Raw genomic sequence first — 19,365 nt, 5'->3', positions numbered from 1 at the left:
TGTACCGGGGTCCGCGCCGCGTAACCCCCCCCGCGCCCCCCTGGGTCGTCCCGGGAACCCCCAGACAAGGTAGTTTTTGGCCCCCCGCGGCCGCCCGCCGACGGAACGTTCCGTCGGCGGGCGCCGTCGATACACGGATACCCTTGACAGGTGACCGACGCCCAAGAAACCGCAGCAGACAGTTCACTGCGAACCACCGGGGGCGCTCCTCCGGAAGACGGCGGATCTTCTGTTACGGAGGCGCCGATCCCGTTGCTGGAACCGCGTGAGGGCATTCCGCCCGTGATCGCGGACGAGGCCGCCCTCGCCGAGGTGATCGCCGCCTTCGCCGCCGGCTCCGGTCCCGTCGCCGTCGACGCCGAGCGCGCCTCCGGTTATCGCTACGGACAGCGCGCGTATCTCGTACAGCTGCGCCGCCAGGGCGCGGGCACCGCGCTGATCGACCCCGTGGCCTGTCCCGACCTGTCGGCGCTCGGCGACGCGCTGTCCGGCGTGGAGTGGGTGCTGCACGCCGCCACCCAGGACCTGCCGTGCCTGCGGGAGATAGGCATGGTGCCGACGCGGCTGTTCGACACCGAGCTGGCCGGGCGGATCTCCGGGTTCCCGCGGGTCGGCCTCGGCGCCATGGTCGAGAGCGTGCTCGGGTTCGTGCTGGAGAAGGGCCACTCCGCCGTCGACTGGTCCACCCGCCCGCTCCCCGAACCGTGGCTGCGGTACGCCGCGCTCGACGTCGAACTGCTCGTCGACCTGCGGGACGCGCTGGAGAAGGAACTGGACCGGCAGGGCAAGCTGGAATGGGCCCAGCAGGAGTTCGACGCGATCGCGGCCGCGCCGCCGCCGGAGCCCCGCAAGGACCCCTGGCGCCGTACGTCCGGCATGCACAAGGTGCGCCGGCGGCGGCAGCTCGCCGTGGTGCGGGAGCTGTGGCTGACCCGGGACCGGATCGCGCAGCGCAGGGACATCTCGCCGGGCAAGGTGCTGTCGGACGCGGCAATCGTCGAGGCCGCGCTCGCCCTGCCGGGCAGCGTGCACGCGCTGGCCGCGCTGAACGGGTTCGGGCACCGGACGGGGCGGCGGCAGCTGGAGCAGTGGCAGGCCGCCGTGGACCGCGCCAAGGCACTGCCCGAGACGCAGCTGCCGCAGCCGGGACAGCCGGTCGCGGGGCCTCCGCCGCCGCGGGCGTGGGCCGACAAGGACCCGGCGGCGGCCGCGCGGCTGTCCGCGGCCCGGACGGGGGTCTCCGCGCTGGCCGAGGAGCTGGGGCTGCCGCAGGAGAACCTGATCGCCCCGGACACGGTGCGGCGGGTGTGCTGGGAGCCGCCGGCCGTGGCCGACGCGGAGTCCGTGGGGGCCGCACTGGCCGGGTACGGTGCGCGGCCGTGGCAGGTGGAGCTGGTGACGCCGGTGCTGGTGAGTGCGCTGTCGGCCAAGGGTGCGTGAGCGCGCCGCGCCTGGGCGCCGCAGGGCGTGAGCGCCGTAGGGGCGTGTCGTGCGGGGCGGCCGCGGGGCCGTCGTGGCTGGTCGCGCTGTTCCCCGCGCCCCTGAGGGGCGCCGGTGGGCCCGGCGGGATCGGGGCGACACGCTGTTCTGAACGGGGCACGGCGGCGCGGCTGGATTCAGCCATACCCCTGGTACGGGCACCGGCGAGGGGTGTGACCTTCACCGCTCGTTCCAGGAGGACTGTGCAGCTACGTTACCCACAAGTAGCATGGGCCTGAGCGCGCGCTCAGCGCATGCGTGCCGCAGCAGTGCCATCCCGCACCCTGGAGGAGAGCCATCGTGCCTCGTACCGTCAGGGACGTCGTCTTCGTAGACGGCGTCCGCACCCCGTTCGGCAAGGCGGGCCCGAAGGGCATCTACCACGAGACCCGCGCCGACGACCTTGTCGTGAAGGCGATCCGGGAGCTGCTGCGCCGCAACCCCGGCCTGGACCCCACGAAGATCGACGAGGTCGCCATCGCGGCGACCACGCAGATCGGTGACCAGGGCCTGACCATCGGCCGTACCGCCGGCATCCTCGCGGGCCTGCCGCAGTCGGTGCCCGGCTACTCGGTCGACCGCATGTGTGCGGGCGCCCTGACCGCCGTGACCACCACGGCCGGCTCCATCGCCTTCGGCGCCTACGACGCCGTCATCGCCGGCGGTGTCGAGCACATGGGCCGCCACCCCATGGGCGAGGGCGTCGACCCCAACCCGCGGTTCGTCAGCGAGAAGCTGGTCGACGAGTCGGCCCTGTTCATGGGCATGACGGCGGAGAACCTGCACGACCGCTACCCGCACATCACCAAGCAGCGCGCCGACGAGTACGCGGTGCGCTCGCAGGAGAAGGCCGCCAAGGCGTACGCCAACGGCAAGATCCAGGCCGACCTGGTGCCGATCTCGGTGCGCCGCACGAACGCGGAGGCCGGTGAGACGGGCTGGGGCCTGGTCACCGCCGACGAGCCGATGCGCCCGGGGACGACCCTGGAGAACCTGGCCGGTCTGAAGACCCCGTTCCGTGTGCACGGCCGGGTCACGGCGGGCAACGCGGCCGGTCTGAACGACGGTGCCACCGCGTCGATCATCGCGAGTGAGGACTTCGCCCGCGAGCACGACCTGCCGGTGAAGATGCGCCTCGTCTCCTACGCCTTCGCGGGCGTCGAGCCGGAGGTCATGGGCTACGGCCCGATCCCGGCCACCGAGAAGGCCCTCGCCAAGGCGGGCCTGTCGATCGAGGACATCAACCTCTTCGAGATCAACGAGGCCTTCGCCGTCCAGGTCCTGGCCTTCCTGGACCACTACGGCATCGCCGACGACGACGCGCGCGTCAACCAGTACGGCGGCGCCATCGCCTTCGGTCACCCGCTGGCCTCCTCCGGCGTCCGCCTGATGACGCAGCTGGCCCGCCAGTTCGAGGAGCAGCCGCACGTCCGCTACGGCCTGACCACCATGTGCGTCGGCTTCGGCATGGGCGCGACGGTCATCTGGGAGAACCCGCACTTCGAGGGGGACAAGTGAGCACCACCACCGAGCTTCTGCAGCAGGCCTCGGCGCTGTTCCCGGACGAGGTCGTCACCAGCGCGCACGTACGCCACTTCGACCTCCCCCTGGGTGCCGGGCGCTTCGCCCTGATCACTCTGGACAACGGCCTGGACCACACCAAGCCGACCACCTTCGGCCCGCAGTCGCTGGCGAACCTGAACGCCGCGATCGACCAGGTCGAGAAGGAGGCCGCGGACGGCGAGATCGTCGGAGCCGGCATCACCGGCAAGCCGTTCATCTTCGCCGTCGGCGCCGACCTCAAGGGCGTCGAGCTGCTCAAGGAGCACAAGGACGCGCTCGCCATCGGCAAGGGCGGCCACGACGTCTTCAAGCGTCTCGCCGGCCTCGCCGTGCCGACGTTCGCGTACTACAACGGCGCCGCGATGGGCGGCGGCGTCGAGGTCGGCCTGCACTGCACCTACCGCACCGTGTCGGCGGCCATCCCCGCCTTCTCGCTCCCCGAGGTCTTCCTCGGCCTGGTTCCCGGCTGGGGCGGCTGCACCCTGCTGCCGAACCTGATCGGCCCCGAGAAGGCCGTCTCGGTGATCATCGAGAACAGCCTCAACCAGAACAAGCAGCTCAAGGGCAAGCAGGTCTACGAGCTCGGGATCGCCGACGCGATCTTCGAGGGCGCTGACTTCCTGGAGCAGTCGCTGATCTGGACGGCGTCCGTCCTCAAGGGCGAGATCCGGATCGAGCGCCCGGTGATCGACCGCGGCGAGGGCTGGGACCAGGCCGTAGCCAAGGGCCGCTTCATCGCCGACTCCAAGGTGCACGGCGCCGCTCCGGCCGCCTACCGCGCCCTCGACATCATCGCCGCCGCCAAGAACGGCGACCTCCAGCAGGGCTACGACGCCGAGGACAAGGCGCTCGCCGACCTCATCATGGGTGACGAACTGCGCGCCGGCATCTACGCGTTCAACCTGGTGCAGAAGCGCGGCAAGCGCCCGGCCGGCGCCCCGGACAAGAACCTGGCCCGCCCGGTCACCAAGGTCGGTGTCGTCGGCGCCGGTCTGATGGCCTCCCAGCTCGCCCTGCTGTTCCTGCGCCGCCTCGAGGTGCCGGTCGTGCTGACCGACATCGACCAGGAGCGCGTCGACAAGGGTGTGGGCTACGTCCACGCCGAGATCGACAAGCTGCTCGGCAAGGGCCGGATCAACCAGGACAAGGCCAACCGCCTCAAGGCGCTGGTGACCGGTGTCCTGGACAAGGCCGAGGGCTTCGCGGACGCCGACTTCATCATCGAGGCCGTCTTCGAGGAGATGGGTGTCAAGCAGAAGGTGTTCGCGGAGGTCGAGGCGGTCGCTCCGGCGCACGCCATCTTCGCGACCAACACCTCCTCGCTGTCCGTCTCGGAGATGGCGTCGAAGCTGAAGCACCCCGAGCGGGTCGTCGGCTTCCACTTCTTCAACCCGGTCGCGATCCTGCCGCTGCTGGAGATCGTCCGCGGCGAGCGGACCGACGACGCCTCGCTGGCCACGGCGTTCGCCGTCGCCAAGAAGCTGAAGAAGACGGCCGTGCTCGTCAAGGACGCCCCGGCGTTCGTGGTGAACCGCATCCTGACCCGCTTCATGGGCGAGATCCAGAACGTCATCGACGAGGGCACGCCCGTCGAGGTGGCGGAGAAGGCGATCGAGCCGCTGGGGCTGCCGATGTCGCCGCTGGTGCTGCTGGAGCTGGTCGGCCCGGCGATCGGGCTGCACGTCTCGGAGACCCTCAACAAGGCGTTCCCGGACCGCTTCACGGTCTCCCCGAACCTCAAGGCGGTCGTCGAGGCGGGCAAGCGCGGCTTCTACGTCTACGACAGCGGCAAGCCCGAGCTGGACCCGGAGGTCGCCGCGCTGCTGAAGCAGGGCGACTCGGTGCTCACCGAGGAGCAGGTGCGGGCCCGGGTGCTGGACGCGGTGGCGCAGGAGATCGGGCTCATGCTCGACGAGGGCGTCGTCGCCGAGGCGCAGGACATCGACCTGTGCCTGATCACCGGCGCCGGCTGGCCCTTCCACCTGGGCGGCATCACGCCGTACCTGGACCGTGAGGGCGTCGCCGAGCGGGTGAACGGGAAGCGGTTCCTGGAGCAGGGAGTCGCGAGCGTCCCGGCGTAACCGCCACCTGACGCGACAGAGGGCCTCCGCACGGCGGGGGCCCTCCGTCATATGTGCCGGGTCGGTGCCACGTCCCCAGCGGGCTCCCCGCCGTCGCCGACAACCGGCCGCGCGCAGGCGCCCGTCCGTGCCGATGGCCGCGACGGTGACGGCGCCCGCCGCGTCGTACGCCGTCGCGGTAGTGCTCGACGACCGGGTGGTGCCCGGTCTCGCGGTGCCGGGCGAGGGCGGCCAGGGTGAACTGGGCGGTGGTGGTGTGGTCGTGCCTCCTACGGCGGCTCGCGACGCAGGTTCCCGCCGACCGGGCCGGACGGCGGGCGGCTGACGAGGCGGGTGCGGGTGTCACGGATGCCGGCTTGAGGTGGACGGGGGGGGCGCCTCGCCGGTCATACGCGCCCTCAGACGACCTGCCAGGCCCCCAGCGCCAGACCGGGCTCGTCCTTCTGCCGGGCCACCCGCAGTTCGCCGTCCGGCGTGGCCGTCGCGGCGACGACGCGGCCCTCGGTGTCCTGGGCCAGGGCGACCCGCGAGCCCGCCGGCAGCCGCGGGCCGGACTCGGTCCACCACAGGCCCGCCGACTCCCGCTCCGTGGGATACGCCGCGAACGCCACCCGCCCCGACGACGAACGCTGGGCGAGGACGGTGCAGTCATGGCCTTCCAGCTCGCAGCGCAGCACCGCCACCGGTCCGGGCCCGGCCGCGGCGGCCAGCGCGACCGGGTCGCCGTCGGGACGCCAGGCGTACAGGGTGCCCTCGGGATCGGCGAAGAACAGCGTCGTGTGGTCCTTGGAGGTGGGCAGCGCGCTCAGCGAGCCCGGCGCCACCCGCACCGGCAGCGGGTCGGCGGCGACCGGGCGCGCGCCGGGCTCCTGCTGGTACCAGCGCAGGATGCCGTCGGGGTTCGTGGCGTACACCTCGACCCGGCCCGACTCCCCGGTGACGGCGACGAGTTCCTCGGCCACCCGGGAGCCCCTCAGGTCGTGCCAGCCGTTCCAGCCGCCACGCTCCTTCTGGTTGATGGTCTGCACACCCTTGCCGCGGTTGCGCACGAACAGGTACGCGCGCCCCTCGGCGTCCACGGCCACGGCGGGCATCCCGGTCCGCTCGCCCTTCTTGTTGGGGTGACCGATCGGGAGCCAGTCCAGCGCGGCGAGGTGCGGGCGGAAGTGCGTGGAGTGCACGAGGCCCGCCTCGCCGTTCGGCGTGGGCCGCCAGGCGACGAGATGCGCGTAGCCGTCGGCGCCCTGGCCCACCGCGATGCCGGGCAGCAGCCGCTGCTCACCACCCGCCTTACGGGGCGGCAGCCAGCCGCCGCCCGGGTGGCGTTCGGCCCGGCAATGGACGGCCTCACCGCTCGGGGCGTAGGCGCTGAGCCGCCCGTCCCGGCCTCGTATCAGCCAGTCGCCGTTCACCGCAGGGACCATTGACACGCTCCTACTTTAATCGGGCATCCCCCGGGTTCCCGCCGGCGGCTCGTGGGACCCTGGGTCACATGACTGCCCCGCTCCTGGTGATCGTCGACGCGGCGAACGTGGTCGGCTCGGTCCCCGACGGCTGGTGGCGCGACCGGCACGGCGCGGCCGAGCGCCTGCGCGACCGGCTGGCGGTCGACGGTCTGCCGGGGCATCCGGAGCCCGTGGAGATCGTCCTCGTGGTGGAGGGCGCGGCCCGCGGGGTGGAGTCCGTGCCGGGCGTACGGGTGGACGCGGCACCGGGCAGCGGCGACGACCGCATGGTCGAACTGGTCGGCGAGGCCGGCGACCGCCCCTGTCTGGTCGTCACGGCGGACCGTGAGCTCAAGCGCCGGGTGACGGAACTCGGCGCGGAGGTGGCGGGCCCACGGTCGGTGAACCGCTAGGCGGCCCCACCGCCAGGCCCTCCCCTGCCGCCAAGCGCTCCCCACTGCCACGCACTCCCCTGACGGCTCCCGTGTCCCCTTGCGGCCTCACCGCGCCTCGACGGCCTCCCGTCCCCCCTACGGCCTCCCCGCCCCCCTGACCACCCGCGCGTACAGCACCGCCCCGTCCACCTCTCCCACCTCCTCGTATCCCGCCACCAGGATCTTGCGCAGGCTCGGGACCCGCTCCGGCGCGTACGGCTTGCCGCGGGAGTCGTCCACGATCAGGGCGGGGGCGTGGGCGGCGAGTTCGGCGCGGAAGGCCGGCCAGGCGCCCTCGACGCCGTACTTCTCGCCGACCTGGGGGCCGTTGCGTCCGCCGCTGTAGTTGGTGAGCAGGCCGGCGGTGAGGTAGCGGCTGGCGGGAGTGCGGTCGGCCAGCCAGTACGTCTCCGGGTGCATGCCCCAGACGAGGACGCGGTCGCCGGGCTCGGAGCGGCGGGCCGTGGCTTGTGCCAGTCGCTGGACGTGGTCGAGTTCGGGTCGTGGGGCGAACAGCCCCCAGGCGAGGAAGAGGCCGCAGCAGAGGGCCGAGGTGAGGACGGCTGTCACCAGACGTTCACGGGGCAGGACCTGCAGGGCGGCCGTCGCCAGCAGGGCGAGTGGCGGCAGGAGTTGCAGGTAGTAGTGGCCGAAGAAGTGGAACCCGGCCAGCACCGCACCAGCCGACGCGGCCGGCCACAGCCACAGCTCCGCCGCCCCCGCGCGGACCACCCGCAGCGCCCGTACCACCGGCGGCAGCAGCCCGGCACATCCCACGGCCAGCAGCGCGGCGTTGGCCAGGCCGCGGCTCAGGACGTGCAGTTCGGAGCCGGTGAACGAGGCGTACGCCGCCGAGCCCGTCACCGTCCAGAACACGAAGCCGGCCGGGTCGGTGGCCAGGGCAGCGCCCAGCACCGGCACGACGGCCCCCGCCGCGAGCCGCAGCAGCCCGCCCCTCGCGGCGCCGCCGTTACGGACGTACAGCCAGAGCACCGGCAGCAGTACGGCCGCGCCGGTCTGCTTGGCGAGGAAGGCCCCGGCGACGGCCGTGCCGGCCCATCCCCAGCGGCGCCGGTCCGCGCACCACATGGCGGCGGCCGTGCACGGCAGCATGAACACCTCGAAGCCGGCGGCCTGCGCATCCTCGGGGTTGAGCCCTACGGACACCAGCAGGTACAGCACTCCGGCGGTACGGCCCGCGCGGTCGCCCCAGCGCCGCCGCGCGAGCGAGGCGAGCAGGACGGCCGTGAGCAACTGCGCCAGCACCGCCAGCACCCGGACCGGGGCGAGCGACTCGGAGCCGGCCAGCGCGAACGCCCCCTCGTACAACCACGGCACGAGCGGCGGCTTGCGGTCCACGACTGTCTCGTACAGTTCCCCGCCGTGCGCCAGCAGGCGCGCCTGTACGGCGAGATAGCCCTCGTCGGGGTTCCACAGGGGCCGTACGAAGGACGGCACGCGGGTGAGGCAGGCCAGGGCCGCCAGCAGAGGCAGAAGCCGGGTCCAGTAACCGTGCGCCGCCCCTCGTTCGGCTACGGAGCGTGGTGGGGCGAGAGGCTCGGCGCGCATGGCCGTACACTATCCGGCCTCGCATGTCATACAGAAACGGGACATACGAGGCCGGTCGCTCAGAACGGGGTGCTCACTCCTTGTCGCCGCGCGGGGGGACCTCCGCGGCGGTGGCCTCCTCCTGGCGTCCGAGGCGGCTGTGGGAGCGGCCGTAGAGGAAGTAGACGACGACGCCGATCACCATCCAGACGGCGAACCGGACCCAGGTCTCGGCCGGCAGGTTCAGCATCAGCCACAGCGAGGCCAGGACGGACACGATCGGCAGCACGGGCACCCAGGGGGTGCGGAAGGAACGGGGCAGGTCGGGGCGCGTCCTGCGCAGGATGATCACGCTGATGGCGACGATCACGAAGGCGAACAGGGTGCCGATGTTCACCAGGGCCGCGAGCTCCTGAAGGGGCGTGAAGCCCGCGAGGATCGCGATGAGCACGCCGAGCAGGATGGTCGGCCGGTGCGGGGTCTTGAACCGCGGGTGGACGCGGGAGAAGAAGCGCGGCAGCAGGCCGTCGCGGCTCATCGCGAAGAAGACGCGGGTCTGTCCGAGCAGCAGGATCATGCAGACGGTGGTCAGGCCGACGGCGGCGCCGAAGCTGATGAAGCCCGCGAACCAGGGCTGTCCGACGGACTTGAAGGCGTCGGCGAGCGGGGCGTCCACGGACAGCTCGCTGTAGTGCTGCATACCGGTGACGACGATCGACACCGCCACGTAGAGGGCGGTGCAGATGAACAGCGAGCCGAGGATGCCGCGGGGCATGTCGCGCTGCGGGTTCTTGGTCTCCTCGGCGGCGGTGGCCACGATGTCGAAGCCGATGAAGGCGAAGAAGACCACGGAGGCGGCGGTGAAGATGCCCAGCACGCCGAAGTTGGCCGGCGCCCAGCCGAACATCAGCTGGATGAGCGGCGCGTCCAGACTGCGCCCCGCCGCCACGGGCTCGGGATCGGGGACGAACGGTTCGTAGTTGCTGCCGGTGACGAAGAAGGCGCCGGCGACGATGACGACGAGGACGACGGTCACCTTGATGGCGACCACGACGGAGGTCACCCGGGCCGAGAGCTTCATGCCGACCACGAGGATCGCGGTGAGCGCCAGCACCAGGGCGGCGGCGAGGATGTCGAAGCCGAACCCGTCGGCGCCCTCCCGGGTCCCGAGCGCCTCGGGCAGTTGCCAGCCCGCGTTCTCCAGCAGCGAGGCGATGTACCCCGACCAGCCGACCGCCACCACCGCCGTGCCGAGCGCGAACTCCAGGACGAGGTCCCAGCCGATGATCCAGGCGGGCAGCTCCCCCAGTGAGGCGTACGAGAAGGTGTACGCCGAGCCTGCCACCGGGACGGTGGAGGCGAACTCGGCGTAGCAGAGCGCGGCGAGAGCGCAGACGACGCCTGCCACCACGAAGGACAGCGCGACGGACGGTCCGGCGTTGTTCCTCGCGACCGACCCGGTGAGGACGAAGATGCCGGTGCCGATGATCACACCGACGCCGAAGACCGTCAGGTCCAGGGCGGACAGGGATTTCCTGAGCGCGTGCTCTGGCTCCTCGGTATCGAGGATGGACTGCTCGACCTTCTTCGTCCGGAAGAGGGTGCTGCTCACGGCGGACCTCCCACGCTTGTCGTCCTCGACATGATCGAGAGGGGGCGTAGTCCGTATGCCCCGGCCCGCGCCGTCTCACGCGAATGGGCCGGTACCGCCACTGCGAAGAGTGGTGATACCGGCCCATTCAGAGGGCTCGGCTCGCGCGGTCAGTCGCGCGCGGCCTCGATCTCGTCGGCGGCCGTCCGCTCGTAGCGCCCGTCGAGCCGGGAGACCAGGCCGGTGACCTGGCGGGCGATGTCCGGGGCGGTCAGCCCGATCTCCGCCATGACCTCGGCGCGGGAGGCGTGGTCGAGGAAGCGCGGCGGGATGCCGAAGTCCCGCAGCGGTACGTCGACGCCCGCGTCCCGCAGGGCCTGGGCGATGGCCGAGCCGACGCCGCCGACGCGGGAGTTGTCCTCGACGGTGACGACCACGCGGTGCCGGTCGGCGAGCGGGGCCATGGCCTCGTCCACGGGCTTGACCCAGCGCGGGTCGACGACGGTGGTGGAGATGCCCTGCTTGTCGAGGAGCGAGGCGACCTCCAGGCACATCGGCGCGAGCGCGCCGACCGACACGAGGAGCACGTCGGGCGTGGTGGTGCCGGGCTCGCGCAGCACGTCCATGCCGCCGATCCGGCCCACCGCGGGTACGGCGGGACCGACGGCGCCCTTGGAGAAGCGCACCACGGTCGGCGCGTCGTCGACGTCGACGGCCTCGCGCAGCTGGGCGCGCACCTGCTCGGCGTCGCGCGGGGCGGCGAGCCTGAGGCCGGGGACCACCTGGAGGATCGACATGTCCCACATGCCGTTGTGGGAGGCGCCGTCGGTGCCGGTGACGCCGGCCCGGTCCAGCACGAAGGTCACGCCGCACTTGTGCAGGGCGACATCCATCAGGACCTGGTCGAAGGCGCGGTTGAGGAAGGTGGCGTACACGGCGAAGACGGGGTGCACTCCGCCGGTGGCGAGGCCGGCCGCGGAGACGGCGCCGTGCTGCTCGGCGATGCCGACGTCGTAGACCCGGTCCGGGAAGACCTTCGCGAAGCGGTCCAGGCCGACCGGCTGGAGCATCGCGGCGGTGATCGCGACGACGTCCTCGCGCTCCTTGCCGAGCTTGACCATCTCGTCGCCGAAGACGGAGGTCCAGTCGGCGCCGGAGGAGGCGATCGGCAGGCCGGTGTCGGGGTGGATCTTGCCGACGGCGTGGAAGCGGTCGGCCTCGTCCTGGAGGGCGGGCTGGTAGCCGCGGCCCTTCTCGGTGAGGCAGTGCACGATGACCGGGCCGCCGAAGCGCTTGGCGCGGGCCAGCGCGGACTCCAGCGCCTCGATGTCGTGGCCGTCGATCGGGCCGACGTACTTCAGGCCCAGGTCCTCGAACATGCCCTGCGGCGCGATGAAGTCCTTCAGGCCCTTCTTGGCGCCGTGCAGGGTGTCGTAGAGCGGCCGGCCGACGACCGGGGTGCGCTCCAGGACCTCCTTGGTGCGCGCCAGGAAGCGCTCGTAGCCGTCCGTGGTGCGCAGCGTCGCGAGGTGGTTGGCGAGGCCGCCGATCGTGGGGGCGTAGGAGCGCTCGTTGTCGTTGACGACGATGACCAGCGGGCGGTCCTTGGCGTCGGCGATGTTGTTCAGCGCCTCCCAGGCCATACCGCCGGTGAGCGCGCCGTCGCCGATCACGGCGACCACGTGGTCGTCGCGTTTGAGCAGCTGGTTGGCCTTCGCCAGGCCGTCGGCCCAGCCGAGGACCGTGGAGGCGTGGCTGTTCTCGATCACGTCGTGCTCGGACTCGGCCTGCGAGGGGTAGCCGGACAGGCCGCCCTTCATCTTCAGCCGGGAGAAGTCCTGGCGGCCGGTGAGCAGCTTGTGGACGTAGGCCTGGTGGCCGGTGTCCCAGAGCACCTTGTCCTTCGGTGACTCGAACACGCGGTGCAGGGCGATGGTCAGCTCGACCACGCCGAGGTTCGGGCCGAGGTGGCCGCCGGTCTTGGAGACGGCCTCGACAAGGAAGGTCCGGATCTCCTCGGCCAGCTGGTCCAGCTCTTCCAGGCTGAGCCGGTCCAGATCGCGCGGTCCCGTGATGCGGGTCAGCAGCGGCACCCGTGCCTCCTTGCAGTAGAGCTGTTCGAGCTGTTGCCGGGCTTGTCGAGTCTAATGTTCCGCCCCGCCCCCCGACGCCAGGACGGTGGGTCGTACGTCACGCGTTCGGCTCTACCCAGGAGAGGGCCTTTCCACGACACGACTGTGCCCGGCACCGCCGTCGGTGCCGGGCACAATCGTGTCGTGAAGAGCCGGACTGCCACGCCGGAAGGGGCGCGATCAGCCACACCGGACCGGGCCCGGCAGACCACCGCGCCCCAGCGGCGCAGCCCCTACGCCCGGCCGGCGGTCTTCTGGGTCCGCCGGGTGACCGAGTCGATGACCACCGTGGTCAGCAGCACACCCGCCGTGATCATGTACTTCACCGGCTCGGCGATGGACTCCAGCTGGAGCCCGTACTGGATGGAGACGATCACCAGCACGCCCAGCAGCGCGTTCCAGGTGCGTCCACGGCCACCGAACAGCGAGGTACCACCGATCACGGCAGCCGCGATGGCGTTCATCAGCAGGTCGCCGGTGCCCGCGCTCTGGTTCGCGGACGCGATCTTCGACGCCAGGAACAGGCCACCGATCGCCGCGAAACCACCGGAGATCGCGAACACGGAGATCCGTACCGCCGTGACGTTGATGCCCGCACGCCGGGACGCCTCGACACTGCCACCGAGCGCGAAGACCTTGCGGCCGTACGTCGTCCGGCGGAGCAGGAAGTCCGTGCCGACCAGGAACACCAGGAAGATCACGGTCGCCAGCGGCAGGCCCTTGTACTGGTTGTACATGAACGCCGCGGCGAAGGAGACCACCGCGAGCAGCCCCGTGCGCAGCAGGGTGTCGCTCATGGGCCGGGACGGGACGCCCGCCGCCTCGCGGCGCCGGTTGCCGAGGAAGGACGTGAGGAAGAAGACCGCGGTCACCACGGCCGCCAGGCCGTACGCGGCGGCGACGTCCGTGAAGAAGTACGTCGTCAGCTGACCGATGAAGCCGTCGCTGTCGAGGTTGATCGTGCCGTTCTCGCCCAGCGTCTGGAGCATGAAGCCCAGCCAGAAGAGCAGGCCCGCCAGCGTCACGGCGAAGGCCGGGGCGCCGAGCACCGCGAAGAAGAAGCCGTGGGCCGCGCCGATGGCGGCACCCGCGGCGACGGCGAAGAGCACCGCCGCCCACTCCGGCCAGCCCTGGTTCACCGCGAGCACGGCCGCGATGGCGCTGGAGGCACCGCTGACCGAGCCGACGGACAGGTCGATCTCGCCGAGCAGCAGCACGAAGACGATGCCGACCGAGATCATGCCCGTGCCGACCATCGTGACGGTGATGTCACTGATGTTCTGGGCGGACAGGAACGCGGAGTTCAGGCTCTGGAAGACGACGCAGATGATGATCAGGCCGATGACGACCGGGATGGAACCCAGCTCGCCCGCCTTCATCTTGCGCCTGAACTCGCCGAGGTAGCCGGCGAGGCCCTGCTCGCGGACGAGCAGGCGGGGGTCGACCGCGGTCACCGAGGCGGCGGCCGCCTCGGGGTTCTCGACGGTCTGGCCGTTCGCCGCGGCCGTGGAGGTCTTGTCGATGCTCACTTGGAAACCTCCCCGTTCGTGCGCGCCGCACGGCGGGTCACGGCGTTCTCGGTGGCGCCGGTGATGGCGGAGATGATCTCCTCCTGCGAGGTCGTCTTGACCTCGAAGACGCCGTTGTTGCGGCCGAGGCGCAGTACCGCCACCTTGTCGGCGACTGCCTTGACGTCGGCCATGTTGTGGCTGATCAGGATCACGGCGTGGCCGCGCTCCCGCAGCCGCTCCACCAGGTCCAGGACCTGGGCGGTCTGCTCGACGCCGAGGGCGGCGGTCGGCTCGTCGAGGATGACGAGCTTGGGCTCGCCGAGCATCGAGCGCGCGATGGCCACGGTCTGGCGCTGACCGCCGGAGAGCGAGGCGATCGGGATACGCACGCTGGGGATGCGGATCGAGAGCGTCTTCAGCAGCTCGCGCGAGCGGCGCTCCATCTCGACCTCGTCGAGCACGCCCCACTTCCTCAGCTCACGGCCGAGGAACAGGTTGCCGACGACGTCGATGTTGTCGCACAGCGCGAGGTCCTGGTAGACGGTCGCGATGCCCAGCGCCTGGGCGTCGTGCGGCTTGCTGATCGAAACGGCCTTGCCTTCCCATTCGATGACGCCCTCATCGATGGGATGCACGCCGGCGATCGTCTTGACCAGCGTGGACTTTCCGGCGCCGTTGTCGCCGACCAGGGCGACCACCTCACCGGCGTGGACCTCAAGCTCTACGTCGGTGAGCGCCTGAACGGCACCGAACCGCTTGGAGACCCCGCGCAACGCCAGCACGGGCGTAGCGGACACGTGAACCATCTCCTTCGCCGCCTGACCCGGCGGGAGGTTGTGCAGAAAGACTGGGGGGATGTTCCGCCGGCGCCCCGTGACTAGCTTGCGGGGCTGTGTGTGACGCGGGGCGCCGGAGGAGCCTGTGGTTCGGCCGTCCGGTACGGGAACTCCTGGGTGGGTTCCCGTACTTGGAGGGGCCGGGACCGGATCAGCCGCCGATGCCGAGCTTGTCGCAGGCGGACTTGTAGTTGCCCGAGCAGATCTCGTCGGCGGTGTAGATGCCGTCCTTGATCACGGTGTCGTTGATGTTCTCCTTGGTCAGGGAGATCACCGGGACCAGGACCGACGGGACGTCCTTGGCGCTGCCGCTGGAGACCTTGTCCTTGGCGATGGCGCCCAGGTCCTCGCCCTTGGCCAGGGCGACCGCCATCTCGGCGGCGACCTCGGCCTCCTGCGGGTAGGACTTGTAGACGCTCATGAACTGCTGGTCCATGATGATGCGCTGCACGGCGGCGAGCTCGGCGTCCTGGCCGGTGACCGGGATGTCGGCGATGCCCGCGGCCTTCAGGGCGGTGATGATGCCGCCCGCCATGCCGTCGTTGGCGGAGTAGACACCGGCGATCTTGTTCTTGCCGAGCGCCGTGATCGCCGCCTCCATGTTGGAGTTGGCGTTGTCCGGCGACCACTCCTTGGTGTCGAACTCCTTGCCGATCTTCACCTTGCCGTCGAGGACGGAGTGCGCGCCCTTCTTGAACTGGGCGGCGTTCGGGTCGGTGACCGAGCCGTTCATCATGACGATCTGGCTGTCCTTGGCCTTGTCGCCCAGGGCCTCGAGGAGGGCCTCGCCCTGGGTGCGGCCGACCTCTTCGTTGTCGAACGAGGTGTAGGCGCTGATCGGGCCCTCGGCCAGGCGGTCGTAGGCGACGACCTTGATGCCGGCGTCCGCGGCCTTCTGCACGGAGTTCTTGATGGCCTTGGCGTCCACGGCGTCCAGGATCAGCACGTCCACCTTGTTGGTGATCATCGTGTCGACCTGCTGGGCCTGAAGGTTGGCGTCCTGGCGGGCGTTGTTGTACTGGATCTCCGCCTTGTTGTTCGTCAGCTCCTTGATCTTCTTCTCGATCAGCGGCCGGTCGAACTTCTCGTAACGCGCGGTCTTGTTCTCCGGAAGGAGCAGGCCGACCTTGATGTTGTCGCCCTTGGCGGCGGAGCCGCCGGCGTCGCTGTCGCCGCCCGCTTCCTCAGCGCTGCCACAAGCGGCCAGCGAGACGGCCATCGCACCCGCGGCAATGGCAACGGCGGCACGACGCATACGCGTGTTCACTTCATAACCTCCCTGACGAGGCCGCGTCGTTGCGGCCGAGGTGGCTGGAAGTCAACTCGGCCACACGTGCGACGTCAAGAAGTAAATCCTTAACGGGTTGGCAACGGTGCCATCCGTTCTCTAAGTGAAGGCAGGTGCAACGGCCGGAAGCGAGCCGCCGACGCCACCATCCAAAAGTGTCGAATCGCCCATCTCGCTGAGCGCGAGGGCGAGCGCCCCGAGCACCTCCGCACGGCCGCCAAGTGCCCCTGGGAGCACGGACAGTTGGCGCGCGGCGCTGGGGATGGCGTAGCGGCCGACGGACTCCCTTATGGGCCCGAGCACCAGCTCTCCGGCCTCGGCGAGATCACCGCCCAGGACCACCCGGCTCGGGTTCAGCAGGTTGCACAGGTTGGCCACTCCACTGCCGATGTGGCGGCCGACATCGGCGATCACCCGACGGCAGCCCGGGTCACCGTCCCGCGCCAGCCGCACGACGCCCTCCATGGTCAGGTCGCTGCCGTGGCTGGACTGGAGGAGCGGGAGCACATAGCGCGCGGCCGCGAAGGTCTCCAGACAGCCCCGGTTTCCGCATCGGCAGACGGGGCCGGACTCATCGAGTGTAATATGTCCGATTTCTCCTGCGGTGCCCCCAGGACCCCGGTAGATCTTCCCGTCGATCACCAGTCCGGCGCCGACACCGCTGGCGACCTTGATGTACGCCAGGTCCCGCACGCCCTTGCCGCCGCCCCAGACCAGTTCGCCGAGGGCGCCCAGGTTGGCGTCGTTGTCCACGTGCACCGGTACGCCGAGCCGCCCCCGCAGCTCCTCGGCGGGCCGGGCGCCGGTCCAGCCGGGCAGGATCGATGTGGAGCCCAGCGTCCCGGACTCCACGTCGATCGGGCCGGGCACGCCGAGACCCACCCCGGCGATCTTGGCGCGGTCCACGCCGGTCGCCGCGATCAGCCGGTTGATCAGCTCTTCGGCCCGGTCGAAGCCCTGCGCGGCGGAGGCGTCGACGTCCAGCGGCTCGGACTCCTCGGCCAGCACCTGGTGGGCGAGGTTCCCGACCGCGACGCGCAGGTGGGTGTGGCCGAAGTCGACGCCGATGACGATGCCGGCGTCACCGCTGAGCGAGACGCTACGGGCCCGGCGGCCACCCGCCGAGGTGGGTGTGACCTCGACCGTTCCACCGTCCTTGAGCTCACGGACGATGTTGGAGACCGTCGCCGCGGACAGACCGGTCGTCCTTGCGATCTCCGCCTGGGTGAGGGATCCGGCCAGCCGTACGGCTCGGACCACCCGCTCCAGGTTGGCTCGGTGCAGCGACGACTGCGACCCCGGAGTCTCCACGACGACCTCCTGCGCGCGGGACCGCTTCGGTGAGGCCCCGTCTATGTCCAACTAGTGAACTCTAAGCTGAGCCGTTCGGGTTGCCTCCCGTCAAGAGGTTGAACAGTTTCGGCGGTCCAGGCGCACAGCGCACACACCGCTTCCAGGGCGGGAAGCGGTGTGTGCGCGGACGGTTACGAGACGCTACCGCCGTTCACTTCAGGGTTGCCGACGTGAGCCCCGCCTGCACCTGCCGCTGGAACGACAGGTACACGACCAGCATCGGGATCATCGCGATGGTCACGCCCGCGAAGAGCACGGGCAGATCGGAGGCGTAGCCCTGCTGCTGTTCGAGCTGGACGAGCCCCTGGGTCAGGACGTAGCGCTCGGGATCGTCACCGCTCTGCGGCTGCATCAGCACCGTCGGCAGAATGAACTGGTTCCACTGCCCGAGCATGTTGAAGATCCCCACGCTGATCAGGCCGGGCTTGGCCATCGGCAGCATGACCTGGAAGAAGGTCCGGCTGTGGGAGGCCCCGTCCAGGATCGCCGCCTCGAACACCGCCGTGGGCAGGGTCCGGAAGAAGGCGTGCATGAAGAACACGGTGAACGGCATCGAGTAGGCGACGTAGACCAGGATCAGGCCCTGGTACGTGTTCAGCATGTCCAGCCGCTTCACCATGAAGAAGAGCGGGACCAGGGCCAGGAACACGGGAAACATCGCGCCGGCCACGAAGAAGTAGTACAGCAGCCGGTTTCCCCAAAACTGGTAGCGCGCCAGTACGTACGCGGCCATCGAGCCGAACAGCATGGTCAGCGGCACCGAGAAGACGAGCACGACGACCGTGTTGAAGAAGTAGTCGCCGATGCCCTTCTCCCACGCGCGCGTGAACACGTCGAAGGACCAGTTCTGCGGCCAGCCGAAGGCCGAGCCCGCGATCTGCGAGTCGGTCTTGAAGGAGCTGAGGACCAGCCACAGCAGCGGCAGGACGATCATCAGGGCCCACAGGGCGAGGAAACCGTGCGAGAACGCGTTCAGCACCACGCCCTCGCCGCGCCGCTCACCGGCCCGGTCCGCGGGCCCGTACGAGGGCTCCTTGGCGAGGGCGGGGGTGTTCTCCTTGATGGGTGCGCTCATCGTCGTCTCTCCCGCTCAGAACTCGACGCGCTCGCGGCGGGTGGCGCGCAGCATGACCACGGACAGGATCAGGGTGAGAAGCAGCATGACGACGCCCATGGCGCAGGCGTAGCCGCTCTTCCCGTAGTAGAGGAAGTTGCGCATCATCACCGTCGACATGACCTCGCTGGCGTGGTCCGGTCCGCCGCCGAACTCTCCCGAGGTCATGGTGGACACCAGGATGAACATGTCCATCGCCGCGATACCGAGGTAGACCCAGGCGGTCTGCACGGAGTCCCACAGCAGCGGCAGGGTGATGCGGAAGAACGACTGGGCCCGCCCGGCACCGTCGATGAGCGCGGCCTCGTAGATGTCCCGCGGGATGGACTGCATCGCGGCGGAGAAGAGCACCAGATAGAAGCCGACGCCGTGCCACACCACGACCAGGATCAGCGCCCACAGCACGAAGTCGGGTTCGTTGAGCCACTCGACGGGACTGTTCGGGTCGACCAGGCCCAGCTTCACCAGAAAGCCGTTGAGCATGCCGCCGCTGTCACTGCGGTACACGGCGCCGAAGAGCACCGCGAGAATCGCCAGCGAGAGCACCTGCGGGAAGAAGTACACCACCTTGTAGAACCTGGACCCGGCCACGCCCGCGACACCGCCGGCCCGGCTGCGCCCGCCCGCGTTCAGCATGAAGGCGAAGAACAGCGCGAGCAGAATGGTGATCACCGGGATGAAGACCAGAAACAGGATGTTGTGCCAGATGGCACCCATGAAGATGTCGTCCTGGAACAACGCCTTGTAGTTGTCCAGACCGACGAAGTCGAAGGTCTGCGACTGCCCCTTCCAGTCGGTCAGGGAGTACCCGAACGTCTGGATGTACGGCCAGATGACGAAGACGAGATAAAGCGCCACGGGAACCAGGAGAAACCCCGCGACGAACCGGTACTGCCCCTTGCGCATGAAACCTGCCCCTGCTGTCCCGACCCGAAGGGGCGCGGGGACCGCGCGACGAGCCGGTGACGGCCCGCACCACACAGTCCACCG

At 70.3% G+C, this 19,365-nt stretch carries 15 protein-coding genes; 5 read left to right on the top strand and 10 right to left on the bottom strand.

Going from position 1 to position 19,365, the window contains the following annotated elements:
* Positions 1-150 precede the first annotated feature (150 nt).
* From ACIHCM_RS11080 to ACIHCM_RS11065, 4 genes are all read left to right on the top strand, one after another.
* The gene (locus tag ACIHCM_RS11080) at positions 151-1,440 is read left to right on the top strand and encodes a ribonuclease D (RefSeq protein WP_399892554.1); all 1,290 of its coding nucleotides are present in this window, start codon (positions 151-153) and stop codon (positions 1,438-1,440) included.
* A gap of 339 nt (positions 1,441-1,779) precedes the next feature.
* Complete coding sequence (locus tag ACIHCM_RS11075; RefSeq protein WP_399892552.1) at positions 1,780-2,997, top strand: thiolase family protein; 1,218 nt, start codon at positions 1,780-1,782, stop codon at positions 2,995-2,997.
* Positions 2,994-5,123, top strand: a complete 2,130-nt coding sequence (locus ACIHCM_RS11070) for a 3-hydroxyacyl-CoA dehydrogenase NAD-binding domain-containing protein (RefSeq protein ID WP_399892549.1) — start codon at positions 2,994-2,996, stop codon at positions 5,121-5,123. The genes ACIHCM_RS11075 and ACIHCM_RS11070 overlap by 4 nt, the downstream gene beginning before the upstream one ends.
* 133 nt (positions 5,124-5,256) lie before the next feature.
* A complete protein-coding gene (locus tag ACIHCM_RS11065; RefSeq protein WP_399892546.1) occupies positions 5,257-5,448 on the top strand; it encodes a hypothetical protein in 192 nt (63 codons plus the stop codon).
* Between the two features lie 73 nt (positions 5,449-5,521).
* Here the strand turns inward: ACIHCM_RS11065 and ACIHCM_RS11060 are convergent, their stop codons facing one another.
* Positions 5,522-6,547 (bottom strand): hypothetical protein, encoded by a 1,026-nt coding sequence (locus ACIHCM_RS11060; protein ID WP_399893383.1) that lies wholly within the window; start codon positions 6,545-6,547, stop codon positions 5,522-5,524.
* A gap of 68 nt (positions 6,548-6,615) precedes the next feature.
* Here ACIHCM_RS11060 and ACIHCM_RS11055 point away from each other — a divergent pair, with 68 nt between their 5' ends.
* Positions 6,616-6,981 carry an NTP pyrophosphohydrolase gene (locus ACIHCM_RS11055; protein ID WP_399892543.1) on the top strand — a complete coding sequence of 122 codons (366 nt, stop codon included), beginning with the start codon at positions 6,616-6,618 and terminating at the stop codon, positions 6,979-6,981.
* A gap of 117 nt (positions 6,982-7,098) precedes the next feature.
* Here the strand turns inward: ACIHCM_RS11055 and ACIHCM_RS11050 are convergent, their stop codons facing one another.
* The 9 genes from ACIHCM_RS11050 to ACIHCM_RS11010 form a co-directional block, all read right to left on the bottom strand.
* Positions 7,099-8,571: an ArnT family glycosyltransferase gene (locus ACIHCM_RS11050; RefSeq protein ID WP_399892540.1), complete on the bottom strand. Its 1,473-nt coding sequence runs from the start codon at positions 8,569-8,571 to the stop codon at positions 7,099-7,101.
* A gap of 73 nt (positions 8,572-8,644) precedes the next feature.
* On the bottom strand, positions 8,645-10,162 hold the full coding sequence (locus tag ACIHCM_RS11045) for an amino acid permease (protein WP_399892537.1): 1,518 nt from the start codon (positions 10,160-10,162) through the stop codon (positions 8,645-8,647).
* Between the two features lie 149 nt (positions 10,163-10,311).
* On the bottom strand, positions 10,312-12,234 hold the full coding sequence (gene dxs / locus ACIHCM_RS11040) for a 1-deoxy-D-xylulose-5-phosphate synthase (protein ID WP_399892534.1): 1,923 nt from the start codon (positions 12,232-12,234) through the stop codon (positions 10,312-10,314).
* Positions 12,235-12,506: 272 nt separating this feature from the next.
* The gene (locus tag ACIHCM_RS11035; protein ID WP_399892531.1) at positions 12,507-13,802 is read right to left on the bottom strand and encodes a sugar ABC transporter permease; all 1,296 of its coding nucleotides are present in this window, start codon (positions 13,800-13,802) and stop codon (positions 12,507-12,509) included.
* Complete coding sequence (locus tag ACIHCM_RS11030; RefSeq protein WP_393106876.1) at positions 13,799-14,590, bottom strand: ATP-binding cassette domain-containing protein; 792 nt, start codon at positions 14,588-14,590, stop codon at positions 13,799-13,801. The genes ACIHCM_RS11035 and ACIHCM_RS11030 overlap by 4 nt, the downstream gene beginning before the upstream one ends.
* Before the next feature lie 181 nt (positions 14,591-14,771).
* Positions 14,772-15,875: a sugar ABC transporter substrate-binding protein gene (locus ACIHCM_RS11025; protein ID WP_399893381.1), complete on the bottom strand. Its 1,104-nt coding sequence runs from the start codon at positions 15,873-15,875 to the stop codon at positions 14,772-14,774.
* Between the two features lie 132 nt (positions 15,876-16,007).
* Positions 16,008-17,219: an ROK family transcriptional regulator gene (locus ACIHCM_RS11020; protein ID WP_399893378.1), complete on the bottom strand. Its 1,212-nt coding sequence runs from the start codon at positions 17,217-17,219 to the stop codon at positions 16,008-16,010.
* Between the two features lie 193 nt (positions 17,220-17,412).
* Positions 17,413-18,336: a carbohydrate ABC transporter permease gene (locus tag ACIHCM_RS11015; RefSeq protein ID WP_399892528.1), complete on the bottom strand. Its 924-nt coding sequence runs from the start codon at positions 18,334-18,336 to the stop codon at positions 17,413-17,415.
* 15 nt (positions 18,337-18,351) lie between these two features.
* Entirely contained in the window at positions 18,352-19,281 is a 930-nt protein-coding gene (locus ACIHCM_RS11010) for a carbohydrate ABC transporter permease (RefSeq protein WP_399892525.1), read from the bottom strand.
* Positions 19,282-19,365 lie beyond the last annotated feature (84 nt).

Source organism: Streptomyces sp. NPDC052023 (genome assembly GCF_044548465.1).
In the GTDB taxonomy this organism is placed as follows: Bacteria; Actinomycetota; Actinomycetes; order Streptomycetales; family Streptomycetaceae; genus Streptomyces.
This window is presented reverse-complemented; position numbering and strand designations above follow the sequence as displayed.